20 protein-coding genes are annotated in these 26,655 nt (G+C 59.2%); 3 read left to right on the top strand and 17 right to left on the bottom strand.

Annotated features, from left to right (window positions below):
• Positions 1-6: 6 nt before the first annotated feature.
• The 9 genes from C7534_RS17360 to C7534_RS17315 form a co-directional block, all read right to left on the bottom strand.
• Positions 7-2,796, bottom strand: a complete 2,790-nt coding sequence (locus C7534_RS17360; RefSeq protein WP_109786482.1) for a malto-oligosyltrehalose synthase — start codon at positions 2,794-2,796, stop codon at positions 7-9.
• Positions 2,793-4,871: a 4-alpha-glucanotransferase gene (gene malQ / locus C7534_RS17355; RefSeq protein WP_109786481.1), complete on the bottom strand. Its 2,079-nt coding sequence runs from the start codon at positions 4,869-4,871 to the stop codon at positions 2,793-2,795. Before malQ ends, C7534_RS17360 begins: the two co-directional genes overlap by 4 nt.
• Complete coding sequence (gene treZ, locus C7534_RS17350; RefSeq protein ID WP_109786480.1) at positions 4,868-6,664, bottom strand: malto-oligosyltrehalose trehalohydrolase; 1,797 nt, start codon at positions 6,662-6,664, stop codon at positions 4,868-4,870. Before treZ ends, malQ begins: the two co-directional genes overlap by 4 nt.
• An 18-nt stretch (positions 6,665-6,682) precedes the next feature.
• The gene (gene glgA, locus C7534_RS17345; protein ID WP_109786479.1) at positions 6,683-8,269 is read right to left on the bottom strand and encodes a glycogen synthase GlgA; all 1,587 of its coding nucleotides are present in this window, start codon (positions 8,267-8,269) and stop codon (positions 6,683-6,685) included.
• Between the two features lie 578 nt (positions 8,270-8,847).
• On the bottom strand, positions 8,848-9,801 hold the full coding sequence (locus C7534_RS17340) for a D-2-hydroxyacid dehydrogenase family protein (protein WP_109786478.1): 954 nt from the start codon (positions 9,799-9,801) through the stop codon (positions 8,848-8,850).
• 13 nt (positions 9,802-9,814) lie between these two features.
• Positions 9,815-10,840, bottom strand: a complete 1,026-nt coding sequence (locus tag C7534_RS17335) for an alpha/beta fold hydrolase (RefSeq protein WP_109786477.1) — start codon at positions 10,838-10,840, stop codon at positions 9,815-9,817.
• A gap of 85 nt (positions 10,841-10,925) precedes the next feature.
• Complete coding sequence (locus C7534_RS17330; RefSeq protein WP_046032206.1) at positions 10,926-11,360, bottom strand: YqaA family protein; 435 nt, start codon at positions 11,358-11,360, stop codon at positions 10,926-10,928.
• A complete protein-coding gene (locus tag C7534_RS17325) occupies positions 11,360-11,806 on the bottom strand; it encodes a DUF411 domain-containing protein (protein WP_046032207.1) in 447 nt (148 codons plus the stop codon). The genes C7534_RS17330 and C7534_RS17325 overlap by 1 nt, the downstream gene beginning before the upstream one ends.
• A gap of 319 nt (positions 11,807-12,125) precedes the next feature.
• The gene (locus C7534_RS17315) at positions 12,126-14,117 is read right to left on the bottom strand and encodes a methyl-accepting chemotaxis protein (RefSeq protein WP_109786475.1); all 1,992 of its coding nucleotides are present in this window, start codon (positions 14,115-14,117) and stop codon (positions 12,126-12,128) included.
• Between the two features lie 393 nt (positions 14,118-14,510).
• On the opposite strand from C7534_RS17315, the gene C7534_RS17310 reads away from it, so the two are divergent.
• Entirely contained in the window at positions 14,511-15,044 is a 534-nt protein-coding gene (locus C7534_RS17310; protein ID WP_046033059.1) for a hypothetical protein, read from the top strand.
• A gap of 45 nt (positions 15,045-15,089) precedes the next feature.
• On the opposite strand, the gene C7534_RS17305 is transcribed toward C7534_RS17310, so the two are convergent.
• Positions 15,090-16,085 (bottom strand): aldo/keto reductase, encoded by a 996-nt coding sequence (locus tag C7534_RS17305; protein WP_109786474.1) that lies wholly within the window; start codon positions 16,083-16,085, stop codon positions 15,090-15,092.
• Between the two features lie 118 nt (positions 16,086-16,203).
• Here C7534_RS17305 and C7534_RS17300 point away from each other — a divergent pair, with 118 nt between their 5' ends.
• A complete protein-coding gene (locus tag C7534_RS17300) occupies positions 16,204-17,130 on the top strand; it encodes a LysR family transcriptional regulator (protein WP_109786473.1) in 927 nt (308 codons plus the stop codon).
• Here C7534_RS17300 and C7534_RS17295 read toward each other — a convergent pair.
• The 5 genes from C7534_RS17295 to C7534_RS17275 form a co-directional block, all read right to left on the bottom strand.
• Positions 17,119-18,054, bottom strand: coding sequence for a GNAT family N-acetyltransferase (locus C7534_RS17295; protein WP_109786472.1), 936 nt, complete (start codon positions 18,052-18,054; stop codon positions 17,119-17,121). The two genes, C7534_RS17300 and C7534_RS17295, sit on opposite strands and share 12 nt — an antisense overlap.
• Positions 18,054-19,343: an AMP-binding protein gene (locus tag C7534_RS17290; RefSeq protein ID WP_109786471.1), complete on the bottom strand. Its 1,290-nt coding sequence runs from the start codon at positions 19,341-19,343 to the stop codon at positions 18,054-18,056. The genes C7534_RS17295 and C7534_RS17290 overlap by 1 nt, the downstream gene beginning before the upstream one ends.
• Positions 19,344-19,407: 64 nt before the next feature.
• On the bottom strand, positions 19,408-21,810 hold the full coding sequence (locus C7534_RS17285; protein WP_109786470.1) for an acyl-CoA reductase: 2,403 nt from the start codon (positions 21,808-21,810) through the stop codon (positions 19,408-19,410).
• A 1-nt stretch (position 21,811) separates the two neighbouring features.
• A complete protein-coding gene (locus C7534_RS17280) occupies positions 21,812-22,942 on the bottom strand; it encodes a LuxE/PaaK family acyltransferase (protein WP_109786469.1) in 1,131 nt (376 codons plus the stop codon).
• 21 nt (positions 22,943-22,963) lie between these two features.
• Positions 22,964-24,205 carry an MdfA family multidrug efflux MFS transporter gene (locus C7534_RS17275; protein ID WP_109786468.1) on the bottom strand — a complete coding sequence of 414 codons (1,242 nt, stop codon included), beginning with the start codon at positions 24,203-24,205 and terminating at the stop codon, positions 22,964-22,966.
• 556 nt (positions 24,206-24,761) lie between these two features.
• On the opposite strand from C7534_RS17275, the gene C7534_RS17270 reads away from it, so the two are divergent.
• The gene (locus tag C7534_RS17270; protein ID WP_109786467.1) at positions 24,762-24,950 is read left to right on the top strand and encodes a hypothetical protein; all 189 of its coding nucleotides are present in this window, start codon (positions 24,762-24,764) and stop codon (positions 24,948-24,950) included.
• Here C7534_RS17270 and C7534_RS17265 read toward each other — a convergent pair.
• On the bottom strand, positions 24,940-25,341 hold the full coding sequence (locus tag C7534_RS17265; protein ID WP_046033069.1) for a fe2+ zn2+ uptake regulation protein: 402 nt from the start codon (positions 25,339-25,341) through the stop codon (positions 24,940-24,942). The genes C7534_RS17270 and C7534_RS17265 overlap by 11 nt on opposite strands.
• A 265-nt stretch (positions 25,342-25,606) precedes the next feature.
• Positions 25,607-26,608: a FecR family protein gene (locus C7534_RS17260; protein ID WP_109786466.1), complete on the bottom strand. Its 1,002-nt coding sequence runs from the start codon at positions 26,606-26,608 to the stop codon at positions 25,607-25,609.
• Positions 26,609-26,655: the final 47 nt, after the last annotated feature.

Raw genomic sequence — 26,655 nt, 5'->3', positions numbered from 1 at the left:
CTGAACTCAAGCTTGGGTAAAGAGTTGGATAAAGAGATTGACCGGGACATCCCCCAGCGCGGCGCCGATGTTCAGCTCCCTGTTTTTTGTGACTGCGACGCTGGAAAAAAGTCCCTTCAGATTTTCGTCGGAGCAGGCGAACGGCAATTTGACCCGTGTATCGCCCCACTGCGGCGCATCAATCCTGGGTTGGGCACTGTTTTTCAGCAGTTCGGCGCAGCGTATCGGCACGATCACGATGGCGTGTTTTCCTCCCCGCGTGCGGGCAAAGGCCAACACGCGATGAGCCTGGCTGCCGACCACTTCAAGGGCTTGATAGGTCCCTCGCGAAAACAGCTCGGCATGCTCGGCCCGCAGGTTCAACACGTGGGCGATCAGCGATTGCTTGATGCGCCCGTCACGCCAGTTCGCCAATAGTTCTGGCAGGTCCGCAGTTCGCTGAAGTGCTCCCTGAAGTGCCCGTTGACGGCTGCCGTAATCCACCGGCCGGCGGTTGTCCGGGTCGACCAGGGTGAAGTCCCAGAAGTCGTTGCCCTGATAGAGGTCCGGTACCCCCGGCACCGTCATTCGCAGCAAGGTTTGCGCCAATCCATTGAGTGCGCCGGATGTTGCAATCGCGTGAACCGCTTTATCGAGAGCCGCGCGCAGCAGTTCACCTTCGGGCGCCGAAAACAGACGCTGGATAAACACCTGCATGGCGTGTTCATAGGGTTCGTTCGGCGCGCTCCAGCTGCTTTGCAATTTGGCTTCGCGCAGGGCTTTTTGTTGCCACTGCCAGAGACGTTTCGCGTAGTCCTCCAGCGCCGGCTGATCGTCGCCGCGCAGGGTCAGCGGCCAACTGCCGAGGATCGCCTGATAGAGGATTAATTCGTCGCCCGCCGTCGGCATCTGGTCGTCGTCGCGCAGTGGCCGGGCGAGCGTGCGCCACAGGGGGACTTGCTCGGCATACCAGGTGCTGAGTTCGCTCAATACGGCCAGGCGAGCGCGGGTGTCTTCGCCGCGTTTGTGGTCGTGGGTGGCGGTGGCCAGCAAGTTGTCCGGGAACTCGGACAGGCGCTGGGTGCAGGCCGCGTGAAAGTCCGACACGGGGGCGCTGAACTGTTCGGTGCTGAACCCCACGTCGTTGCGCGACAGCAGCACCGCCGAACGATAGAACGCGGTGTCTTCGACCGCTTTGGCGGCGGCTGGTGACGTCAGTTGCTGAAAGCGCACGCAAGCGTGTTTGAGGATCTTGCGCTGACGGCCCACCGGACGCTTGCGCCAGGGCTCTCCGCCGAGCCAGCGGGCCAGGCAATCGAGCACCGGCCAATCGGCTTCGTTCAGGGTCAGCCGAGCGCCGTTCAGCGCCTGCTGGAAAAATATCTCGTCTTCAGGAGAGCGGCCACGGGGGCTGATATACGTGCGGTACACCGGGAAGTGCACGATCAATTCCTGCAACGCCCGGCGGATCGCACCGAGGGTCAGGTCGCGGGTCATCAGGTCGTCGCGGGCGACTTGCAGCAAGGCCTGGGCAACGCTTTCGAAATCACCGGCCAACGAACCATTGAGGATTTGCTGCCGTGCCAGTTGGGCTTCCTGGCCAAAGTCGGCGGGTCGTTCGCTGTAGCGCTGCCAGAGTTTGCCGAGGGTGAGGGCGCCTTGCGGATCATGTTGCAGCAGCGACACCTGGTTCATGAACTCATACCCGGTGGTGCCATCCACCGCCCAGTCGCGGTGCAGGGTTTCACCCTGGCCGAGGATTTTCTCGACGTAGATCGGCAGGTGTCGAGCCGGTGACAGGCGATTGACCCGACGTCGCAGTTTGCGGCAGTAACCACGGGGATCGGCGAGGCCATCGATATGGTCGATGCGCAGGCCGTCAATCAGGCCTTGCGCCACCAGTTCGAAGATTTTCGCGTGGGTGGCCTCGAATACCGCCGGGCGCTCGACGCGCAGGCCGCCCAGTTCGTTGACATCGAAAAAGCGCCGCCAGTTGATGTCATCCGCCGCTGTGCGCCAGCTTGCCAGGCGATAGCTCTGGCGCTCAAGCAAGGCGTGCAAGCGCTGGAAGCCTTCGGGTGTGAGCGAGTCGTAGGCGCCGAGGTGCTGCTCGATCGACTGGCGCATCAGCGGGGCGCTGGCCAGTTCGCGCAACTCGGTTTTGAGTGGCGCCGCCAGGCGATGAGCGTCGGTTTGGTAACTCAGAGTGGTGAAGCGTTCTGCCAACGATTTAAGCGGTTCGGCACCGGTTGTCAGCAGTTCGCCGAAGTGCATCGGGCAGATCGGAAAGCGGTGATCGTAATGCTGCACGTAAAAACTGCCGCCTTGCGCATCGAAACGCAGGGGCAGGGCGCCGTCCTGTAACGCGATGCCGTAGTCGCTGCCAAGGAAGGGCAGCAATAACTGGCCTTCCATCAATGGGTCCGGCGAGTGCCACTGAATGTCGAAGAACTCGCCGAAGGGACTCAAGCGCCCCCATTCCAGCAAATCCAGCCACCAGGGATTATCCGCGCCACCCACGGCCATGTGGTTGGACACGATGTCGAGGATCAGCCCCATCCGCTGTGCGCGCAGGGCATCGACCAGACGCCGCAGCGCCGCCTCGCCACCCAGCTCGGGATTGACCGTCGTCGGGTCCACCACGTCGTAGCCATGCAGGGAGCCTGTGCGGGCGGAAAGCAGGGGCGAGGCATACACGTGGCTGATGCCCAGACTGGCGAAATACGGCACCAGCGGCACCGCTTGATCCAGGGTGAAGCCTTTATGAAATTGCAGCCGCAGGGTCGCCCGCGGCGGTTGGATAAACACAGGCGTCATTGGTCACGCTCACCTGCCTGAAGCCGCGCACAGGCGAGCAGTTCCAGGCGCCGGGCCGCGTCTGGATCATCGAGCAGGGCCTCGCTGTCGCCGGGCAGGCGCCGTGACCAGTTCGGGTGAGTGTCGATAGTGCCGGGCAGGTTGGCCTGCTGTTCGATACCGAGGGCATCTTCCAGTGGCAGCAACACCAGTGGTGCGCGGGTATGCCCGAGAAACCGGATGCTGGCGTCGAGCACCTGATCGGTTTCGTAGGATTCTTCGCGAAAATTCTGCGGATCTTGGCTCAACACCCGACGCAAGCCTTCACGTTCGCGCTCGCGATGTTGGCGCCACTCGATTTCGCCGTTGGCGTCGATCAGGCTGAGCCGGGCGTTCCAGTCAATGTCACGACCATGCCACCAGCCATTGAGCGTCGGCAAGTCATGGGTGCTGGTGGTCGCCAGCGCGTTGTCCGGCCAGTCGAGGATCGGCTTGAAGTGGGCGTTGTCCTGTTCGAACAGCAACACGCGCATGCCGAGGATAGAGCGCGCAATGAGTTTTTCCCGCAGGCCATCGGGCACGGTGCCGAGGTCTTCGCCCAGCACAATGGCTTGATGCCGATGGGATTCCAGCGTCAGGAGCCGCAGTAAATCGTCGACCGGGTAATACAGGTACGCGCCGTCGCTGGGGGGCGCGCCGTTGGGGATCACCCAGAGCCGTTGCAGGCCCATGATGTGGTCGATGCGCAAGCCGCCGGCGTGGGCGAAATTGGCGCGGAGCATTTCGATGAAGGCGCGAAACCCGTTGCGCACCAAGCCCTCGGGCGAAAACGCGGAGATGCCCCAGCCCTGGCCGGTACGGTTGAGGATGTCCGGCGGCGCACCCACGGTCAGCGAGGCGAGCAACTCGTCTTGCCGGCTCCAGGCCTGACTGCCGCCGCCGTCGGCCCCCACCGCCAGGTCGGCGATCAGGCCAATGCTCATGCCGGCGCTCCGGGCGGCGGTTTGCGCGCGCTCCAGGCACCGGGTAATCAGCCACTGGCAGAAGGCGAAGAAGCCGATGCGTGCCGCGTTCTCTTCAGCGAATTCGGCGAGGGTGGCGCTGCGCGGGTCGCGCCATTGCTCGGGCCACTCGCGCCAGTCGAGGCTTTCACCCAAGGCGGCGCGGTGCTCTTGAAGGGCTTCGAAGCGACAGTGGTTTTCCAGCGCTTCACCCGAGGCATGGCGAAAGCTGCTGAAGTCTTCATGCAGCGGGTGTTCGCCGTGGACAAAACCTTCGTATAACGCCAGCAATACACGATGCTTGGCTTGCGCGGCCACGGGCCAGTTAATCAGTGGCTGTTGTTCGAGCTGTTGCAGTTCGGTGGTCAGCCCGGTGGCGTCAATCGCCGCGCGCATCGCACGTTCACCGAGGACGGCTCCGGGTGCGGCGTACAGACTGTTGAGAAACAAGCGGCTGGACGGCGAATACGGGCTGTAGCGCTGGGTGTCGCTGCTGAACATGGCGTGCAACGGACTGATCGCCAACGCCTCGGCACCGCGTTCACCCGCCACCCGGGCGAGGTCCTCCAGCGCCTGGGTATCACCGAAACCGCCATCGCCGACACGGCGCAATGAGTACAGCTGCACACTCAGGCCCCAGGTACGTGGGATCGGATTGTCGACCGCGTCGCCGACGCTGTAGCAACGGTCGGGCGCCACCGCGAGGGTGAAGGATTGCCCGTCGATGCTGACGTGCTGGTAGCCGACCGGAATCAGCCCCGGCAGCACGGCCTGAGCGTCGAGTTTCAGGTAGATCCGCGAGCCGTCTTCGAGATGAATGTCGCAGGGCGTTTCGGGCTCGAAGTACCGCGCCAGATCGAGGCCGCCACCGACGTCGACCGTCATCAGCGGCGGCAGGTGGTGGGTCTGCTGGACGGTTTGCAGCTCTAGCAGGCTCGCATCGATTTCCTGGGCGCTGCCCGCCGGATGGCCGAGGCCAGTGAGGACCGCGCGCAACACCGACGGCGCTACTTTCTGTGGGCGACCATTGGCGTCGATCCAGTCGACGGCCAGGCCTGCGCGGCTGGCCAGTATTTCTAGTTGCGCGTCGCTCATGGGCGCTCTCCATTCGAATCTGGCAAAGGGGCTGCGGCCGTGAGGCTGACGAGCGCGCAATACGGGGCAAGTTTGCCCTGGTGCAACAGGCCGGCCGAGTGGGGCGGGTGTTCGAACAGCAAGATCGTGTCGGCCTGTGGGGTGTGGACCACCGGCGCGTCGCTGAGGTTCAGGTCAATGCGCAGCTCACTGCCATCGCCCAGTCGCCAGCGGGCGCTCACCGCCGCGTAGCCCAATACGTCGGTGCCCAATGCCTGGGTGCCGGGCAGGCGCGGGATGAGGTGCTGGTGGCGCAGTTGCAGCAGGCGCCGGTACAGCTCGTGTATTGCCGGCAGTGCGCTGGCGCTTCGCTGCGGTTGCGAGGCTTGGAAGGTCTGCGGCGCATTGGGGTCGGGAATCTGTTCGCGCTGCTGCGGATCGGCAAAGGCACTGAACGCTGCGAATTCATTGCGCCGACCTTCGCGCACCTGTTCTGCAAGCTCGCCGTGGTGGCTGGTGAAAAACAGGAACGGTGACTGTGCCGCGAATTCGTCGCCCATGAACATCAGCGGGATCATCGGCGACAGCAGCAGCAACACGGTGGCCGCATAAAGTGCATCGGGGTGGGTCAATTGGTGCAACCGTTCGCCTAACGCGCGGTTGCCGATCTGGTCATGGTTTTGCAGAAACAGCACAAAGGCTGTCGGCGGCAAGTGACTGCTGGGCTCGCCACGTGGCGTGCCGTGGCGGTTGATATGGCCCTGAAACACGAAGCCCTGGCTCAGGCAGCGAGCGAGTTGTTCGGTGGGTTGTTCAGCGTAATCGGCGTAATAGGCGTCGGTTTCGCCGGTCAGCAACACATGCAGGGCGTTGTGGCCGTCATCGTTCCACTGTGCATCGAAGCCTTTTTCCAACAGGCTGGCCTGATTGTGTTCGTTTTCCACCATCAGCCACACATGGCGTGTGGGTTCGGTTTGCTGGCGCACCCGTCGCGCCAGTTCTTCAAGGAAGTCCGGGCTTTCAATGGCGTGCACCGCGTCCAGGCGCAAACCGTCAAAGCGATATTCGAGCAGCCACATCAACGCGTTATCGATGAAAAAATCCCGCACCTCGCGCTGCCGAAAGTCGATCGCCGCGCCCCACGGTGTGTGCTTGTCGTCGCGGAAAAAGCCCTTGGCGTAATGATGCAGGTAATTGCCGTCCGGGCCGAAGTGGTTGTAAACCACGTCGAGAATCACCGCCAGGCCGAGGCCGTGGGCGGTGTCGATCAAGTGTTTGAGTTGCTCGGGCGAGCCATAGGACGCCTGGGGGGCGTAAGGGAAAACACCGTCGTATCCCCAATTGCGCTCGCCGGGAAACTGCGCCAATGGCATCAGTTCAATAGCCGTGATGCCGAGTTCAGCGAGGCGCGACAGGTGCTGCTCGACGGCGCTGTAACCGCCGAGTACACCGACGTGCAGCTCGTAGATGATCGCTTCGTTCCATGGCCGACCTTGCCAGGTGTTGTGTTGCCATTGATAGGCCAGCGGATCGACCACCACGCTGTGGCTGTCGATATCGCCGGCCTGCGCGCGGGAGGCCGGGTCCGGCACCTCGAGCTCGCCATCGATGTTGTAGCGGTAACGGGTGCCCGCGAGGCAGCGGGTCTTGATCACGAACCAACCATCCGCCTGAGGCAGCAGCGGCAAGGATTGTCCATTTTCCAGTTCGACACTGACGTAAAACGCATCAGGCGCCCACAAGGCAAAACGCGTGTGCTCTGCGTCCAGCATGATTGCGCCGTGGGGCCAGGTCTCAAGGGTCCGTAACGGCATCGTTGAAAACCTCTTCTCTTATTGTCGGCCCGATTTACCCAAGGCCTTCGCCACAAGCTGTTCGTAGAGTTCGGCGTAGGGTTCCACTGCCTTGCACCAGTTGAAGGGGGCTGCCATCGCCCGGCAACGCATCGCATGCAGCAGGTCGGGGAAGGCGAACACCTTGAATGCACGGCTCAGGGCTTCCTGGTAACTCTCGACGGAGGATTCGTCGAACAGGAATCCGGTGACGCCGTTTTCAATGGTGTCGGCCAGGCCGCCAGTATTGCGCGCCACCGGCAACGAGCCGAAACGCTGGGCGTACATCTGGCTCAAGCCGCAGGGTTCATAACGCGAAGGCATCAGCAGGAAATCGCTGCCGGCGAACATGCGACGGGCGTCAGTTTCGTTGAAGCCGATGCGCACGCCGATCTGCCCCGGAAAACGCAAGGCCAGCTCACGCATGGCTTGTTCTTCTTCCGGCTCGCCACGGCCGATGATTGCAATCTGGCCGCCGGATTTGACGATGTATTCGGAGACCGCTTCGGTCAGGTCCAGGCCTTTCTGATAGACCAGCCGCGAGACCACCGCAAACAGCGGACCCTTGGAGTCTTCCAGGCCAAACAGTTCGCGGACATGCGCGGCGTTGACCGCTTTGCCGTCCCAGTCGCCAATGCTGAACGGGCAGAACAGGTGGGCGTCAGTGGCCGCGTCCCAACTCTCATCGATGCCGTTGGGAATGCCACTGAGCAGGCCTTGCTGGGTCTTGGCGGCAAGAAAGCCATCGAGACCGCAGCCGAAGGCCGGCGTGGTGATTTCCTGGGCGTAAGTGGCGCTGACGGTGGTGATGTGGCTCGAATACGCCATGCCGGCCTTGAGGAACGACATCTTGCCGTAGAACTCCATGCCTTCCTGTTGCAGGGCGTGTGCGGGTATGCCGAGTTCAGGGCACGAACCCAGACTGGTCACGCCCTGGTAGGCCAGGTTATGGATGGTGAACAGCGTTGGCGTACGCTGCCCGCGCCAGTGCATGTAGGCCGGCGCCAGGCCCGCAGGCCAGTCATGGGCATGCACCAGATCCGGGCACCAGTGAATTTGCGCGAGATTGGCAGCGATATCGGCGGCGGCGAGGCCCAGGCGGGCGAAGCGAATGTGGTTATCTGGCCAGTCACGGCCATTGTTGGCGCCGTAAGGCGAACCTTCGCGCTCGTAGAGCTCAGGGCAGATCAGCACATAAATGACCAGACCGTCCGGCATGTCCATGCGCCCGATCTTGCAGGGCGGCAGTGCGGCGTGCCCGCCCAGTTCACCAATGATATGAATCGGGTTTTCGCTGTGCAGCACTTGCGGGTAACCGGGAATGAGTACCCGCACATCGTGCAGGTGCGACATGGCGCGAGGCAGCGCGGCGGAAACGTCGCCCAGGCCACCGGTTTTCACCAGATCGGCAATTTCGGAGGTGACGAACAACACTTTTTTTCTGTTTGGATTCTGACTGGCAGCTGGTGTCAGCGTCTTGGTCCCGGGGACGCTGATCGATTGCGCGCTCGGTGCATTGACGGCGCTCGATTCGCCGACCTGCTGATGAGCACGTTCTCCCTGAATATCTAAAGCCGCACTAATCATATGAATCTCCCGTGGTGTTGATCTAATGCTTAGGTCTGGCACAAAGGGGGTGGCCCTATCCTGTGGCCGGGCGCAAACGCGCACGCATCGTGGCAAATGCTGCCCAATGCGTTGAAGCAGATGGGTGGAGGGGCCGTTGCAAGGAATGCACCAGTCGCTGTAGCCCTACCTTTAACCTGACCCATGGCCAGGACCGAAAGTTTCGAGTTTTTTACAGCCAGATGACCGACCGGTTTTACCTCGCGAAAATGAGTCTAGGCCAGATCCTAGAGCGGGGCGGGTCAAGTGGTGAAATTGTTCGACAATCGGTTTCTAGAGGGTAAAAGAACAACGTCCGGAAGGGGCAAACGCACCGACGAAGTGCAGGTTTATTTTTGGGGGCGGGTCAAAACGGGACTGGCGAGTCACGGAAATGGGCGTGGGGGGAGAGGTGGTGCACTGTTGCGGTGCGTTCAGTTTGTATTTTTTATGTCGGTTTTTATGGCCCTTTCGCGGGCAAACCCGCTCCCACACGATTTTGTGAACGCTACAAATCAATTGTGGGAGCGGGCTTGCCCGCGATGAACGATCACTCGGTCTCAGGTGAGCTGCCGGATTGGATTCCCCACCGACCATGCCTGAATATCCTCGATCATCTGCGAAAAGAACAAATGGTAGTTCTGTCGGCTCACATACCCGACATGCGGCGTCGCCAGCACGTTCTCCAGGGTCCTGAACGGATGATGTTCAGGCAGTGGCTCCACTTCGAACACATCCAGTGCCGCCCCCGCCAACCGATTCTTCTGCAACGCCTTGATCAGCGCCGCCTCGTCGACAATCGGCCCGCGCGCGGTGTTGACCAGCAGTGCCGTGGGCTTCATCCAGTCCAGCGCCTGTGCGTCGACCAGGCCCCGGCTGCGCTCACTGAGCACCAGATGCACCGACAACACATCCGCTTGTTCGAACAGTTCCTGCTTGCTGACATAGGTCACGCCGACTTCGGCTGCCGCGTCACTGGTCAGGTTCTCGCTCCAGGCAATCACCCGCATGCCGAACACTTGCCCGAACTGCGCGACGCGCTTGCCGATGCTGCCCAGCCCGAGGATCGCCAAGGTCTTGCCGTATAAATCACCGCCGAGCCCTTGTTGCCATTGACCGGCGCGCAACGCGTTGGCTTCGACCACGAGGTTGCGAGTGGCGGCCATGATCAGCGCCCAGGTCAGTTCTGGCGCGGCATGTTTGTAGCTGTCCGTGCCGCAGACCTGAATCCCCAGCGCCGCCGCCGCTTTGAAATCCAGTGCCGCGTTGCGCATGCCGCCGGTCACCAGCAGTTTGAGTTTCGGTAGCCGCCGCAGCAGGTCTTCATCGAACCGGGTGCGTTCGCGCATCACGCAGATCACTTCATAGGCGCCCAGACGCTCGGCCAGGGTTTCATTGTCGGCCGGGTAGTCATGGACAAAACTCACCTCGCCGACGTTTTCCAGCACCGACCAGTCCACCACGTCGCGAGCGACATCCTGCCAGTCATCGATCACCGCAATCTGCACCGCCATCCGCCTTACCTCATCAATGAACAGGGTTGGTTTTGTTCAGCCAGTCGAGCAAGGCCTTGTGAAATTGAGCCGGTTCTTCCATCTGCGGCGCGTGGCCCATGCCGGGAAATTCAATCAGGGTCGACTGCGGAATCAGTTTCGCCACTTCCTTGCCCAGTACGTCGTAGTGACCGAGTCTGGCCTTGACCTCTGGCGAGGCAATGTCACTGCCGATGGCGGTAGTGTCGGACGTCCCGATCAGCAACAGCGTGGGCATCTTCAGGTCTTTGAATTCGTAATACACCGGTTGGGTGAAGATCATGTCGTAGATCAGCGCCGAGTTCCACGCGACCTGTGTATGCCCCGGGCCTTTGTTCAGGCCGGCGAGCATGTCGACCCAGCGATCGAACTCCGGCTTCCAGCGGCCACCGTAGTAGGTGTTGCGCTCATAGGTGCGGATACCGTCGGCATTGAGCTTCAGTTCGCGCGCGTACCATTGATCGACCGTGCGGTGGGGCACGCCAAGGGCTTTCCAGTCTTCCAGGCCTATGGGATTGACCAGCGCCAGTTGTTCGACTTGATCGGGATATTGCAACGCATAGCGGGTGGCGAGCATGCCACCGGTGGAATGGCCGAGGAGACTGGCCTTCTGAATGCCCAGGGCCTTGAGCAGTTGTTGGGTGTTGGTTGCCAGTTGCTGGAAGCTGTACTGATAGTGATCGGGCTTGCTGGAGGTGCAGAAACCGATCTGGTCCGGTGCGATGACGCGATAGCCGGCCTCGCTGAGGGCTTTGATCGAACGGTCCCAGGTTGCGCCGCAGAAGTTCTTACCGTGCATCAGGACGACGCTGCGCCCGTTGGCCTTGCCATGGACGGCGACGTCCATGTAACCCATTTGCAAGGATTTGCCTTGGGACTCAAAGGCGAAATGCTTGACGGTGTAGGGGTATTCGAAGCCTTGCAATTCAGGGCCGTATTCCGGTCCTTCGGCATGGGCGGCAAGGGGCAGTGCGGCGGTCAACAGCAGGCTGGGCAGCCAGCGGGAGAGGGCGAGGGGCATGGGTGAACTCCGTAGAAAATCCGCCGATGCTGAATCGACATGATTAGCGCGACATTAAACACAGGCAATCGCCGCGCCTGATCGTTCAACCCACCCAGCCCAACGTGGCCAGGGCCAGCACGCCATAGCGGGCGCCTTTGGCCAGGGTCACGATCACCAGGAATCGCCCCAGGGGCTCACGCATGACGCCAGCCACCAGCGTCAGCGGGTCACCGATGATCGGGACCCAACTCAGCAACAAGGACCAATGGCCGTAACGCTGATAGTGCTTTCGCGCCTGTTCCAGATGACCAGGGCTGACCGGAAACCAGCGCCGGTCGCGAAAGCGTTCGATGCCGCGCCCCAGCCACCAGTTCACCAGCGAACCGAGCACATTGCCCAGTGTGGCGACGGCCAACAGCGACCAGAGCCAATAGCGGTCGCTGAGCAACAACCCCACCAGCACGGCCTCGGACTGCAACGGCAGCAGCGTCGCGGCACCGAACGCCGCGAAGAACAGCCCGAGGTAAGCACCGGACATCAATGGGCGGGGTAGTCCGCCACCACGACATCCGTGCCGTCCTTTTTCAGGCCGATCACTTGGTAGGCATCGCTCATGCCGTCCATTTCCATCCCGGGCGAACCCATGGGCATGCCAGGGGCTGCAACACCGAGCAGATCGTCACGCTTGCTCAACGCCAGCACCTGATCCGCCGGGACATGGCCTTCGACGAACTTGCCGTTGATCAATGCGGTATGACACGACGCCAGACGCGGCGGCACACCGTGCTGTTGTTTGAATTCGCTCATGTTGGTTTCGACATGGTCTTCAACCTTGAACCCGTTGGCTTCAAGGTGGCTGATCCATTTTTTGCAACAGCCGCAGTTGGCGTCGCGGTGAACTTCGATGGGGATCAGGTCGGCGGCCTGGGCCAGGGAGGAGATGAGAAGGGCGCTCAGGGCGGCCAGACGCAGGTGGGTTCGCATGGGAGGGATCTCGACTCGGGTGACGGTCAAAAAAGACGCATTTTGACCAGTTTAGCCACGGATGAGGGAGGAGAGTGTTTCTAAGTAATGCAGAAATAACCGCACAGACAATGCAAAACCAGTAGGAGCCGAGCTTGCTCGCGATAGCAATGTGTCAGCCAGCATAATTGTTGACTGACACACCGCTATCGCGAGCAAGCTCGGCTCCTACTGGTACTGGTACAGGTACAGGTACAGGTACAGGTACAGGTACAGGTACAGGTACAGGTTCGGGTTCAGATTCGGATTCGGATTCGGGTTCAATTCAAGGTTCAGGCAATCACCGAACCTTGAACCGCCCCATGATCGAGCTCACCCGCGCATTGGCTTCCAGCAATTGCCGGGTATTGAGCTCGCTGGCCTGACCACTCTTCACCAGTTCTTCCACCATGTGGCGGATCTGCACCATGCTGCGGTTGATCTCTTCGGTGACCGCACTTTGTTGCGAGGCGGCGGTGGCGATCTGGGTGCTCAGGCTGTTGATGTGGCTGACGGAACCGGCCATTTCATCCAGGCCGGAGTTGACCCGTGCTGTCGCATCGGCGGCGGACTGGCAACTGGCCTGGGTGTTTTCCATCGCACTGACCGATGAGCTGACACCTTGGGTCAGGCGCGTCAGCATTTCATTGATCTGCGAGGTGCTGTCCTGCGTGCGGCCGGCGAGGGCGCGGACTTCATCGGCAACCACCGCAAAGCCTCGTCCTTGCTCACCGGCCCGCGCGGCTTCGATGGCCGCGTTGAGCGCCAGCAGGTTGGTTTGCCCGGCGATGGCACCAATGACCCCGAGAATCTCGGTGATGCGTTGGGCGTCCTGCTGCATGCTTTCAACCTTGTGGGTGGCGCTCGCCACCTCTTCGATCAATGCAATCACGCTGCTGGACGCTTCGCCGACCACTACCCGCGAACGGTCGGCGTTTTCGTTGGCGCGCTTGGTGAAAGCGGCCGTCTCGGCAGCGTTTTGCGCGACGCTTTCAGCGGTCGAACTCATTTCGGTGATGGCGGTGACGGTCTGATCGGTTTCCGAGGCATGACGCACCAGAATCTGACTGGTATGCGCCGAGGTACGTTGCAGATTGTCGAGGCTGGACGCCATTGCGCCGGTGGCCTCGGTCACTTCACCGATCATGTTCTGCAAGTAGACAAGAAACGCGTTGACCGAATGACCGATGGCGCCCAGTTCGTCTTCGGCGCGAATGATGATGCGCTTGGTCAGGTCGGCGTCTCCGGTCGACAGCGCATCGATATTGCCCTTGAGGATTTTCAAGCGCTGGACCAGTTGGCGGATCGCGTAGATCTGCAGCATTGCCAGCAGGATCACCATCGGAATTTGCAACAGGCTCAATGTGCTCAGGACGTCATCGCGCTGGGCGGTGATCAGTTTGGTCGGCAAGGCCGTGGCGAGAAACCACGGCGAGCCTTCGATCGGGCGCATGAAGAAGGTGCTGTCTTCACCGTTGTTATCAAATTCGACGCGCTGCGACGGGTCGCGGTTTTGCAGGCCGGCTTTCACTAGGTTGGCGAACGGCGAGTTGCCTGCCAGTTCACTGATGTTTTTCAGGACAATCGGGCCGCTGATGCGCGAACTGTTGCTGATGATCTTGCCATCGGCTTCGACGATCAGCATTTCAGCGCCGAGGTCTTTCTCCTTGCGTGCGATCAGGTCGTTGAAGAAGCCCAGCGTCACGTCGATGGTCGAGACACCGTACGCCACGCCATTTTTCTGAATGGCCATGGCGCAGTTGGTGCGTGGCTCGGCGCTGGCGTCATCTTTGTAGGCTGCCGCCCAGGCGCATTGGCCTCGTGGTGTTTGCATGCCGCCCTTGTACCAGGCCTGGTCGTAATAGTTCGGCGCGGCGTCGCTGTTCCAGAAGGCATTGGCCGCCAGCTTGCCCGAGGCGTCGCGGTGCCAGAAAGTGCTGAACTTGTTTCGCCCGGCTTCGCGCTGGCCGGGCAATGGCCAGATCCCGCCACCGAACACTTTCAATTCACCGTACTGATCCACCAGGCCTGGCAACACCGTGTCAATGGCGGCGCTGTCGAGCAAAGGAATGGTTTGGGTAATGCTGCGCTGCTGGGCCTGAACCTTGTTCAGTTCACCCTGAATTTGTTGGGCGACTTCGGCGATGCGATTGAGGGCGACCTGTTCCTCGGTATGGCGCAGTTTAGGCGCAACCAACTGGCTGATGCCGGCCACCGTCAGGCCAAACAGCAGCAGGATAAACAGCACCAGAAATAGTGTGTAGCGACCCTGAATGGTACGGAATGGGGGCATGGGACCGGTCCTTGTGTGCAGCACTTTTATTATTGGGCTTGGATTAAGCGGCGGTGCTTCGTCGGGCTATCGGCCTGCGCAGGGATAGCTTTAGGTACGACCGTCCAAGGTTGGGAGGTGTGATAGCGAGGTGTCAGGCACTGAGCGTATCGAGTCTGAAATAAACGAACTAAACAAGACGTACAAAGAGCCTGTTCAGTTGTTCATACGTTTTATGGACAGTGTGTTTAGAGCAATAAAACTAAACACTTGATCGTTTGTATTTGAAATGTACGGAAATTGTAAAAATATGGAATAAGTTGTTGGTGTGGCCAGTTGCCACGCCGATACTCGCCGACTTTAAACTCGGTCGGACAAGGAGTTGTTTATGGTGACGCAGTCGGGAATTCAGTCATGACTATCGGCTATACCGGGGGCTGGACGGCCAAGGCCGGTCTGCTGATTCAGAACACAGGTAGCAACGGCAAGCCTGTGACGCAAAACGCCAGAGTCAAGCAGATGCTGGCATTGGTGGGCACCAATCCCAACGCGCTGAATACGGCGAAAATGGATGAACAAAAACTGCATAGAAACGTTAAAGGCTTCGACCCGGCCAATGTTTCGTCGAAACAACTGGGCAATCTCGCCGCCTTCTTACGAGGCAGAGGGCTTATTTCTGATATCACCTCGATGACATTGATGAACGCCGGTGACAAGTTTGACCGGTTCGGGGTACAGAACGACCCGGATGCGAAGTTTAATGCGCTGGAATACTTTGCCACCCAACTGGACACCATCCAGAACAACAGCATCAAAGGTGACAAGTACGCCGTTGGCCTGATCCCGGAATACAAGACGGCTATTTACGTGCTGCAGAACTTGCACACTTATGGCAAAGGCAACGGAACCACGGTCCCTTTGGACAAGGGCGTCAACGCCAAGGCATGATCGGTTGCCGGCCCGTTCCGGACAACGAACGGGCCGGCAATGTTGTCAGCGGTCAAGCAACTTCATGACTTCCTCCGGGTAGCGCAAGCCTGCCGTCGCATTTGCCGGAAAGATTCCTTCCAGCGCTTGCAGCTCGTCGCGGCTGAGTTTTACCTCCAGGGCGGCGACGTTTTCTTCAAGGTATTTACGCTGCTTGGTCCCTGGAATCGGAATCAGGTAGTCACCTTGCGCCAGTACCCAGGCCAACGCCAACTGACCGGCTGTCACGCCTTTGTCTGTCGCCAATGCCTGTACCTGCTGCACCAGCAACAGATTCTTCGCAAAGTTTTCGCCTTGGAAACGCGGACTGAAACGCCGGTAGTCGTCTGCCGCGAAGTCATCCGGGCTTTTTAACGCACCCGTCAGAAAGCCGCGCCCCAATGGACTGTAGGGCACAAACGCGACGCCCAATCGCTGGCACGCGGCCAGGCAACCGTTCTCTTCCTGATCGCGACTCCACAACGAATACTCACTTTGCAGCGCACTGATGGGATGCACCTTGTGCGCCCGTTCCAGCGTGGCGGCCGAGGCTTCGCTCAAACCGAGGTAACGCACCTTGCCGGTCTTGACCAACTCGGCCATGGCGCCGACGGTTTCTTCGATGGCCACCTGCGGATCGATCCGATGCTGGTAATACAAATCCAGGGTTTCCACGCCGAGGCGTTTGAGGGTGCCGTCGATAGACGTGCGAATGTATTCCGGCCGTCCATTGACGCCCCGTGCCGTGGGGTTGGACGGGTCGCGGACGATCCCGAATTTGCTCGCCAGAAACACCTGCTCGCGTTTGCCGACAATGGCTTTGCCAATCAATGCTTCGTTGGTGTGAGGGCCGTACATGTCGGCGGTGTCGAGCAGGTTGATCCCCAATTCGAGCGCACGATGCAGGGTGGCAGTGGCCTCGCGGATGTCCACGCCCGTGGTGTAGAAATCGGTCATGCCCATGCAGCCGAGGCCAATGGCGGAGACTTGCGGGCCGTTTTTGCCCAATTGACGTGTTTGCATGAAATCAACTCCCTGTGGTGTGAGCGCACAGTGTCGACCTCGACAGAAACAAGATAAACCGGCTAAAACTGCTATCACTGTTCGTAAAATCTAAATAATCAGCAAGAGCACCACAGCAATGGACCGTTTCAACGCCATGCGCGTATTTACCCGAATCGTCGAGCTCGGCGGGTTTGCCAAAGCGGCGGACAGCCTGCAATTACCCCGGGCATCGGTCACTGTTTTGATCAAGCAACTTGAAGCGCATCTCGGGGTGCAACTGCTGCAACGTACTACGCGACAGATCAGCCTGACCCTCGACGGCGCGGCGTATTACCCCCGTTGTGTGCGATTGCTGGCAGACCTGGAGGAAACCGAAGCGGTATTTTCCGCCGCACGGAACAACCCCAAAGGGCTGCTGCGTGTGGACATGCCGGCGGGGATAGGGCGCTTGATGGTGATTCCGAAGCTGCCCGAATTCACCCGCCGTTATCCGTTGATCGAACTGGAGCTCGGGTTGAACGACCGTCCCGTCGATCTGATTCGCGAAGGTGTCGATTGCGTGTTGCGCGGTGGCCAGGCACTGGACGATTCATTGGTGGCACGGCCATTGGTCATGCTGGATCAGGTCACGTGTGCCAGCCCGGACTATTTGCAACGCCACGGAACGCCTCAGTGTCTGGAAGACCTCGAAGGGCATCGGATGGTGGAGTACTTCTCCGCGAGCACCGGCAAGCGTTTCGGGCTCGAATTCCAGCTCGGCGATCAAGTACAGCACATGGATTTACCCAAACAGGTGTTGGTGAACAGTGCCGACGGCTATCTGGCCTCCTGTGAGGCCGGGTATGGGCTGATTCAGACGCCGTATTACCACGTCGCCCGCCAACTCGAGGAAGGGCGACTGTGTGAAGTACTCGCGAACGTGCCGCCACCGGTGATGCCGCTGACGGCGCTGTATCCGCCTCACCGCCAGTTGTCTCGGCGGGTGAGGGTGTTTGTCGACTGGCTGGTGGAGCTTTGCGCACAGCCGGGTCTTAACGTTTACAAGAAGGACTCAAGCGGCTGAACACGCGGTGTCCAGTGCCCCGACGTTGCGCTGCAAGTCGTCGTGCAACTGTTGCATGTCCGGGCAATGCAGGCTGAGGTGGCGTGGCCTCGCCCCTCGATGAAACAGGGCGAACCATCCATGGTCGCCGGGAGCGGGCATCAACCCGGTGAAGGTGAAACCGAGCATCGTCATTCGCTGCAGGTCCTCGGTGAAGTGCTGTGACAACTGGAGTTTGGCGCAAATCAGCCAATGGCCGGGCAGCCGCCAGAGTTGGTCCAGCAGGCGCTCGTTCAAGCGGTGAATGACGATGACGTAGCGTTGATAGTGTTGGCGGATTTGCAACGGCATCGAAGGTGGCGATGCCATGAGCTGGCACGTCCCGAACACCGCGCTCAAACGCTGCATCAACCTGCGGCAACTCTCCGGCCATGCGAGGTCGGGAAGGGGGCGAGCGTGTTCTTCCACCGAGTAGCAACCGATCACGATGGTTTCCGGCAGAGGCGCGGTGAGTGGTGACGGCGCGTAGTCGGGAAGCAGTCCCGTGCTGTGAAAGCCAATGCCGAACGCCATGCGCTGCGTGTAGGGATGGTGGGTGACTTGTTTGATCAGGATGCGCTTGACCCCCTGTGCTTGCGACAGGAACAGCAATTCCCGACTCAGATGTGACGAGATTCCTCGCCCTTGCGCGGCCGGATGGACCACGCTGAGGGCCAGTTCAGTGGTATCTGAGAGCGTGTCATGGCATAACGCGGCGTGTCCCAGAACACGTTCGCCGTCCACCGCCAGCATGGATGTCCAGTGGCCGTCGGCGTTGTGCTGGCTGATCATGTTTGGCAGATAAACATCCGGTCGAGCGTAATGATCCCCGTAGACCTCGCGAAACAACTGGCTTACGGCGCTCCCATCACCGGGTTGGTAGCGGCGATAAACAAGCTTGAACATCACATGCGCTCCGTAACGGGGGTGTCGTATACCCGCAGGTCCAGGACCCGCATCTGTTTGCCGGAGCGCGGGTGAAGTTTCAAATCAGTGACCGCGCAGGACAATACGCGCAAGGTCAGCAACCCCGCGCGATTCAGTTCCTCAATGCCGGGATAGTGGTCGACCAGTGCTTTATGCAGCGCGTCGCAGGTGGGGACGGAGGCGGTTGAATGCGTGTCAGGTACCCACCTCACCGTTACGATATCCCTGCATTCTTCTTGCTCGATCACCAACTGCCATTGCTCACTGGAAGCGACACGCTGCAGGATCTGCAGGATTTCGTCGACCAGAAAGGTCACCGAACCCACCCGAACTCGCTGACTGTGGGCGCTACGTCCCTTGAGTGCGAATTTGCGCATCGGCGTCGTGGCCGGCTCACGCCAACAAGCACGGTCGCCTACCGGATAACGCAGCATTGGCATGAGTTGGCGGGTCAGGTTGGTGACCACCAGCAAACCGGTGCGATCACACTCTTCAATGACTTCTCCGGTGAGTTCATCGACGATTTCCAGCAACGTGTGCGGTTCAAACGTCCGATGCTCACCCAAGGCGCAATCACGAGCGCTGGCCCCGATCAGGCCAGCATCGACGCTGGCGTAGCCGGCGGAGGCAATCCGCACATTGGGGAACACTGTTTTAAGGACGGCGATTTGCGAGGGAAACAGACTTTCGCCGCCGTACAGCAAGGTTTCAACTCCCAGCAGCGCCCGATGGTGTTGGTGCAGGTAGGCGGCAAATTGCAACAATTGAGCGGGTATGCCGGCCAATACGTTGATCCTGTGTTTATCTACCGCATCGGCCAGTACAGCCATATCGACGTTACCCGTGAAGGGAAACTCGCAGATGGATTTTTTGACCTGCGCGAGTGAGTCGTGGAAGAACACAAAGCTCGCGTAGAGATCGCCGGAAAAGAACAGATTGGCGACGCGGTCACCGTTCTCCAGTTGGGCAGAAACACTGGCACCGAAGGTGCCCACCAGCGTCTGCCATTCGCTGTTGGTATAAACACTCAGTTTGCCATGGCTGGTCGATCCACCGGTTTTGAATACCAGCCCGTCCTCGATTTTGCCGGTCAGCACGCCCCAAAGATTCAAATCATCACTGTCTGCCCAATAGTCAGCCGTATTGGTCAAGGGCAGGTCATTTAGCGTCACGTCTTGCGCCGGCAAGTGTTGCAGATGTTTACGGTAGAAGTTTGAATGCTGCCGTATATAAGGCACGAGTTGTTCAAGCGAATAAATTGAATTCACTGGGTTCTCTATCTATCAGGTGTTTCAGGGTTAAAAGACATGTCGCTGTAAAATAGCGATCTATTTATGTTCGTTTATCAATGACCAACGGAGTTTTACCGCTGTGTGTGTTTCTAGTGAACGCTGATTCAACACACTCTTGAACGTCCACCGATAAAAATGAATCATTCACCGCGTTAGCCAGTGATTCATCAGTCAATAGATTGTGTAGAACTTCATCGGCGTCTGAATTCACCAGAACACGCAGCCGTTCCATACCGTCCGGCGCATGGTCCAGGAGGATTTGAATCGGTCGGCCGACGCTGTCTTGCAACGCCTGCGGTGAAATGAATTGTGTGCCGATCCGCAGCAACTTGCCGTGGCGCTGAAGCAACTCGAATCGCGGCGAGTCGAGCCCGCAAGGGCAAGCTCCGGGTACCCAGCGACCGGTGTCGCCCACGTCATACCGGTGCACATCCTGACCTTCCCGCGCCCGGGAAGTGAACAGTAAACGACCGACCTCATCGGCCCGAACCGGCACATCCTGTTCGATGTGTACGATCTCCAGGTGCTGGGTATCGCACATCAAATGAAACACCCCATTGGCCGTCGCGGCGCAGGCATGTCCAAGAGGGCCTGCGTCGACCGAGCCATAGATCGCCGAGCGAGTCTCTTCCACCCCACAACTTTCCATCAGCCGCAGGCTGGCCTCAGCCGGGTGTTCGCCGCCGAGGAACACTTTGTCGATGCCGCCATAAGCCCGAAGAAGCTCCTGTTCATTGAAGAACAAGCGGTGCAAGGTGCTCGGCATGCCGATCAGCACGGTGACGCGGTGGTCCACGATCATCCGGGCTATTTCGCTGAGGTCGTCATTCGGCGGTGCCCCCATCGGGAAGTGGGTCACACCCATTTGTTCAAGAATCGTGGAAAAACTGAAAAAACCGCCGTACAAGTTTCCGCCGTAAAACAGGTTCATCACCCGGTCCGTAGCAGGATTTAGGCCTGCGGCAAACATGCCATCGGCGGCTGCGCGCATCTGTCGCTGGAAGTCGCGATAACTGAATCCCGCCAACGCCGGTGTACCGCTGCTTCCTCCCGAACGAAAATAAAGCTGTGCCGCGGCACTGACTGGCTGAGTCATGAACCCGTTTTTATCCATGATCGGGGCTTGGCGTGTGTCGGGCTGCACAGGTCGCGCGTCGAGTGTCGCCCGGCCGATCGCCGCACCCGGTGACAAGCTCACCGAGAGGCGACGACTCAGGCGAGACAGGGCGTAGACGCCGTCATGCGGCTCACCGGTGTAGCCATCGTGAATAAACCCGCAAGGCGCAATGCGCGTGACCCCGGCGCTGACCAACGTGCGCACCAGAAGGGGAGTTTGTGTGGGAGAACATATCAATGCACAGCTCTGCAGCACGGTGCGCCACGGCAATAACGTCTCGGCGATCAAGTGTTGCGGCACCGGTTTAAGTAGCAGCGTGCGAAACAACGGCGACGGCGCCAACGTTTGATCGTGCTCCCAGATGATTCGCCATCCGGCGCCGGTCCAGACCTGACCGACCTTGTCAGCAAAGCACTGCTCCAGCCGGGCCATGGCAGTTCGGGTGATGATTTCCGAAGCTTCCTGATCTGTCGGTACCAGCGCCGGCCACTGCGGGGCGCGACGATTGAACGCTTCGACCAGTCGTTCACCCAGGCCCTGCAAGACACCCGGGTCGCAGCTGTCGACGAGCAACCATTGCGGGCTGGAGCAGGCCTGTTGATCCAGACTGCAAACCTCGTCCACCAAAGCATCCAGCATTGGAACAGTGGCCGCGTCTGGCGACAGGTAGGCGAAACTGATTCTGTGCCCCCAATCGATCCAGCGACAGCCGGCGCGCAGGTGCTGGCGAATGGCGTGAAGGGCCATTTCACCCCCCCAGGCCGACACACCATCAGCGTGAGCGCAAAGTTGAGGGATCTGCGCCGTGCTGACAGGCAAGACCGCAATGAAATCGGCCAGTTTGCCACTGTTGTCGCACTGCACCAGGGCGGCGAGCAGCCGCGCAGTCAATCCTTCATCACTGGCGCTGGGGCGCAGCCAGTTGATGTTGCCGGCCAGCAGGCTTTCGACGACCGCGCAGAACGCCAGCATCGGGGCATTGCCCGGTGTCACATGAACCACCAGTCCCAGTGGGTGCCAGCTTTCAAAACTCGTTTGCCGGTAGTCGATTCGGCGTAGCGAGCGTGGTTGAACGCCCAGTTCTCGCTCAAGCTTTGTACTGAGATTTTCGCGTTGGCAGAAGTCGATTAGCCCTTGGTGTTGTTCTTCATCGAGGGGTAGATCAAGCCGATTGGTCTGTAATCGCAACGCAAAACGAGCGGCGGTTTCGATCACGGTGTCACTGTCGATCGGCCCACTCAGCAGGCGTGGCAGTTGTTGGTGTAGACGCTCAAGCGTTGACTCAAGAGGGACATCGTCACGCAGTTGGCCATTGATCAAATACATGTCACATCCCTCCAATAAGTTCGGACGCGGCCATCGCGCAGCTTCGGCTGGCAGAGGTTCCGGCGCGTCCATGCAGTTCAAACCAGTCGGTCGCCAGGCCGCACCCGCAGGTTGCGCCGGGGTGTAGCGTTGCCAGATCGCTCATCACTACGGCATGCGCCGGGCTTGAAGAAATGTACGGCGACACAAACCCAAGCAAGCCGCGCTGGCCATAAGGCTGGACGCTGAAATCAGTGGGGTTGCGTACGAAGACTTTTGAATACACCGGCACATGGAAGTGCTGGTGAGCACACTGGACGTAGGGCACGGCGTGTTCGACGGCACCAAAGCCATCCCGGCAGCGGGACAACTCGATACCCAGTTGGCGATTGATTCGCTCATACAGCTGTGACAGAGGAATCTGCTGTGCGGCCTGGGTTTTCCAGCCGCCACCGAGAAACACCAATGACTCGGCTGGCAGTTTGAGGTCCGCGATGCCGGTGTCGATCATGTGTTGCAGCGCGTGGGACAGGAACGCCGGAAATCCGAGAATGCGCACGGGCAAACCTTCTTCGGCGAATTCCTGCAAGGCGCGGACGATGCCAAACAGATCAAACGCGTGGCCACTGCCAGTCAGGCGCAATCCGTAAACGACCCGGTTGACGGGCGCATAACTGCATAAAAACTGATCGGTGTAGGCGGTTCCCAGACTGATGGTCGCTTCGGGTTCATAGCTCAAAAGCAAGTAGTTGCAGGGGCTGTCGGGGGTGTCCCAGCCGTAATGTCGGAAAATGTGGTTCACCATGCCTTGGGCTGCGGCCATGCTTCGCGTGTCATAGCGCATCCGGCTTTTTTGGCCGCTGGTGCCTGACGATGTCAGCTCCAGCGCGCCTTCTCCCGACGGTCCCAATAGTAAATGGCGTTTGAAAAAGTTGGCGAAAACCGGCGGCAATCTTGACCAGTCATCCATCGACATTAACGCCTTGGCATCCAGTCCATTGGCGTGCAGCCAGCGTTCATAGCCAGGTGTGTACTGGCAATGGAACAGACTGATTTCGCTCATCGCCCGATCGAACAGGCCGTCTGGCACCGAATCCAGACAATAGGGTTTCGTTAGCGCGCACAGCGCATCGGTGTGAGGTAAATGGATCATCAAAAGACCTTTGCTCAGGGATCAGGCGGCAATCGCGACAGCGTTGCGCCGGAAAAGAAATCGCAGGGGCCATAGGCACAGGAGCCCCGCGATACCCGCCATCAGGGAGAAGGATTCATGGCTGTTGCCGGCGCCGGCGGCTGCGAGGATTGACCCGCCGCTGCCCATGACCATGATCGAGAGCATGCCCACCATGGCCGAGACCAGGCCTTTGCTGTCGTCGCTGGTAAATAACGCCAGGCGATACAGTGCGGCATTGCTCATGCCCAGGCCGACGGCGTATAGCGCCAGGCACGCGATCAACCAGGGAGTCGACGCACCGAAGGCGCTGAGGATGACCAATGCGATGAGCCCTGCGCACAACGGCCAGAGCGCGTATCGAATCAACTGTGGGATGTCAGTCTTGGCGATCAATCGGTTGAGTATCAGGTTGCCGACAATGACGGCAGCAAATACCGGGATCTGCCACAGTCCGTATTCAAGCGGTGATAACTTCAGGTTCTGCATCAGCAACACCGGTGCCAGCCCTATCCAGGCAATCAAGGGCAGGCTCATGATACCCAGCGCGACAGTGGCGTTCAGGAATCGCCGGTTGGTGAGCAACGCCGCATAGCGACGAACAGTGCCGCGCCATTCAAACGGCACAGCCACCAGGCGCACACCGTCATGGCGCAATGTGCCCACGGTTTCCGGCATGAACAGGTAAAGCCCCGACCAGACCATTACGCCACCGATTCCCAACAGTAAAAACAGCTCCCGCCACGTCAGCCACTCTAATAGCAGGCTGCCAAGCAACGGCCCAAGAAGGGGAGAAAGCAGTGCCACGTTGCCCAGCAACGCCATGATTTTTACCGCGTCGGCTTCGCAGAACACTTCTTGCAAGGCGGGATAGCTGACAGCAATGACAAACCCCAGGCCCATGCCCTGGATCAGGCGTAATCCGTTGAACGCATAAATGCTTTGCACACCGAAGGCAGCGCTACACGCCAGAGCGAATACCGCACAGCCGATGAGTAACATTTTTCGGCGACCGAAGTGGTCGGAGAGAGGCCCGATAAGCCATTGCAAAAGTATGCCTCCCGCCAAATACAGATTGAAGGCAAAAGGAACATGTCGGGCACTGGCGTTCAGTTCATGGGTGACGGTCAACATGGCGGGCATGATCATGTCACTGGCCATATAAGTGAGTAGTTCGAATAATGTTATTGCGAAGCAAAAGCCAAGCAAATGATACGGGCTTATGTTTATCAAAGGCCTGTGCATGGTTTTCCTGTTTCGCTGTAAGTTGATTAACGGACTATCGTTTTGCACGACAAGAGTAGTCATTGAGTAGGGGCGGTTCTAATCAATGAATGAGACCCGGTGTTTCAAAGGTATTCACTATATTTCGATGCTGGTACAAGTGTTTGAAGGGGGTGCAAAACTAATGAAAATGCCCGCAGCAGGGGCGGGCACTAGTTAAGTGTTTTTTGGAAGTTTCCTACAAATAAAAGTGAATAAGGTTGGCCCTTTGAGTCATTCGGAAGTTAGCGATGTTCATAATAACCGGGTCCGCCACGGTCATAGTGGTGGTCGCCGTGCCAGCCACCATGGGGGAAAACGATGCAGCCACTCAAGGCCAGGAGTGCAAGCAGGGGAATCAGCTGTGTGATTCGACGAAACATTTCAAAATCCTCATGGTTACGCCGCTATGGAGCCAAAACTCGTCATCGGCTGTAACATGAGACTCCGTTTGCAGCGCATCATCCCCGCAGAAAGGTAGGGGGTTGGCATGCATTCGGATACAAAGTGGATACTTTTACAGGTTCAGGAACTGGCAATGACTCAATCGCAACGTTTGAAATACTCGATTTTGATCTCTCTGGTCGTGCTGGGGATCATGTTCGGCCTTTCGTATTTGCAAAATGAAGGTGTCATCACTGAGAAGGTGTTTCAGTACATCGCCATCGGTGTGGCGGTGATCGTGGTGGTGATCAATGGCGTGATGCGTCGCAAGGTCAAGCCTTGAGCGATGCATCTTGAGCTGAGGGCTCGCGATGGAGCATGGCTATGGCGTGCGGATGCAGGCTGTAGCTTTTGTCCGGATTGAGCATGATCACGCCTTCGCTGCACAATCGTTTCAACACTTCTCGCACACTGAGGAAGGACAGGGGAATATCCAGGTCCATCAACTGGCTATGTACACCGCGCACGCCAAGGCTGCGTTCGTTTTCGGCGGCGACCAGCAAGGCGTCGATCACTTTCAGGCGAATCAGGCTGGTTCGCAGGCCAAAGCTTTTAAGCAGCAATCTGATCCGTTCATTGACATGGTGCTCACCGCGTTGCTCGAAAATTGCGGTGCCCATGGCTGGGCTTGTGGGCGCGTTGCTACCGTCCGTTGGCAGATGCGAGTTGTACATGCAAAAACTCCTTTTCCGAACCGGCCAGGAAATGTGATGGGTGCTTTCATTCATTGAGTTGAACGAGCACGACAAATAATGAGGGCCGGAATGTAGAAAATTTGTCGGCAGTATGTGAGTGGCATGTGATGACGGTCATCTGGAATGCCGTTGCCGGGTCACTTTTTTGTCTTTTGTTTTCGCACGAGGATTCTGTGCCGCACTCCAAAAAGTGCGCCTGGAGGGTCAACCCGGCGCGACCACACCCGCCACAGGATTGCGGCCTTCAGCTTTTGGGGGCTTGTTGCGGAATGGAATTGATGACCGGGTTACCGTCCTGGTTTCGGGTCAGGTAAACCGGTAGCACCTTGGGCAGAGATGCCACCAGGTTGTTCAGGTCCTTGATGTTGTAGATACCGCCAAGGCGGATCTGGCCGGTGCGGTGATCGGCCACCGTGACGGGTTTGCTCAGGTAACGATTGATCAGCGGCAAGACATCGATGAGCGCCAGATCATCGACGATGAGTTTGCCACTGCGCCAGGCCAGGGCATTATCGCCGGAAGAGGTTTGACTGATTTGCGGTGTGTAGTCGCCCTCGCTGTAGCGCGCTTGCATGGCGGGCCCCAGAGATAAACCATTGCCGGGAAGGTCATCGTTACTGGTGACCAGCAACGAACCTTCGATCAGGTTCACACGGACCTGATCTTCGTACATCCAGACATTGAATCGGGTGCCGGTCACCCGAATCCTGCCGCTGGCGGCCTTGACGACAAACGGGTGCACCGTGTCAGGGTGGACGCTGAAGAAGGCTTCGCCTTTTTTCAACGTCACCCGACGTTGATCCTTGTAGTGGCTGAACGTCAACTCACTGCCAAGGTTCAGTTCAACCTGGGTGCCGTCGCTCAGGGTGACCTGACGGACCGTGTCGCTGGCTTCAAAGTGCTGGTACGAATCAGGGAACCACCCCAAGTTCCAGCCGCTGAAAGCCACGAGCGGCAGCACCACTGCGCAAAACGCGACGGCGATGCCGACACGGCGCCACGGCATGGCGGGTCTGGAGCGAGCAGCGGGGTCGTCCGCTTTGGCGCGCGGTAACTCCCCTGCGACCTCCCAGATCTCCAGCATGGCCTCGTACTCAATCGCATGCAGCGGATGAGCGTCACGCCATTGTTCGAAGGCGACCCGCTCCTGGGCCGTGCAGTCGATAGCGTGCAGACGCAAGCACCAGTGCGCTGCGGCATCGGTGATCGCGTCATATTTGGCTGGCAATGGAGAATTGTCGGTCATTGACTCGTCCTGATTTCCGGCATTCTAACTGCCGTCATGGCAATTAA

Origin of the sequence: Pseudomonas sp. OV226 (genome assembly GCF_003148705.1) — a bacterium.
In the GTDB taxonomy this organism is placed as follows: Bacteria; Pseudomonadota; Gammaproteobacteria; order Pseudomonadales; family Pseudomonadaceae; genus Aquipseudomonas.
The sequence above is the reverse complement of the archived record's forward strand: the minus strand, read 5'-3'. Positions and strand labels throughout refer to the sequence as shown.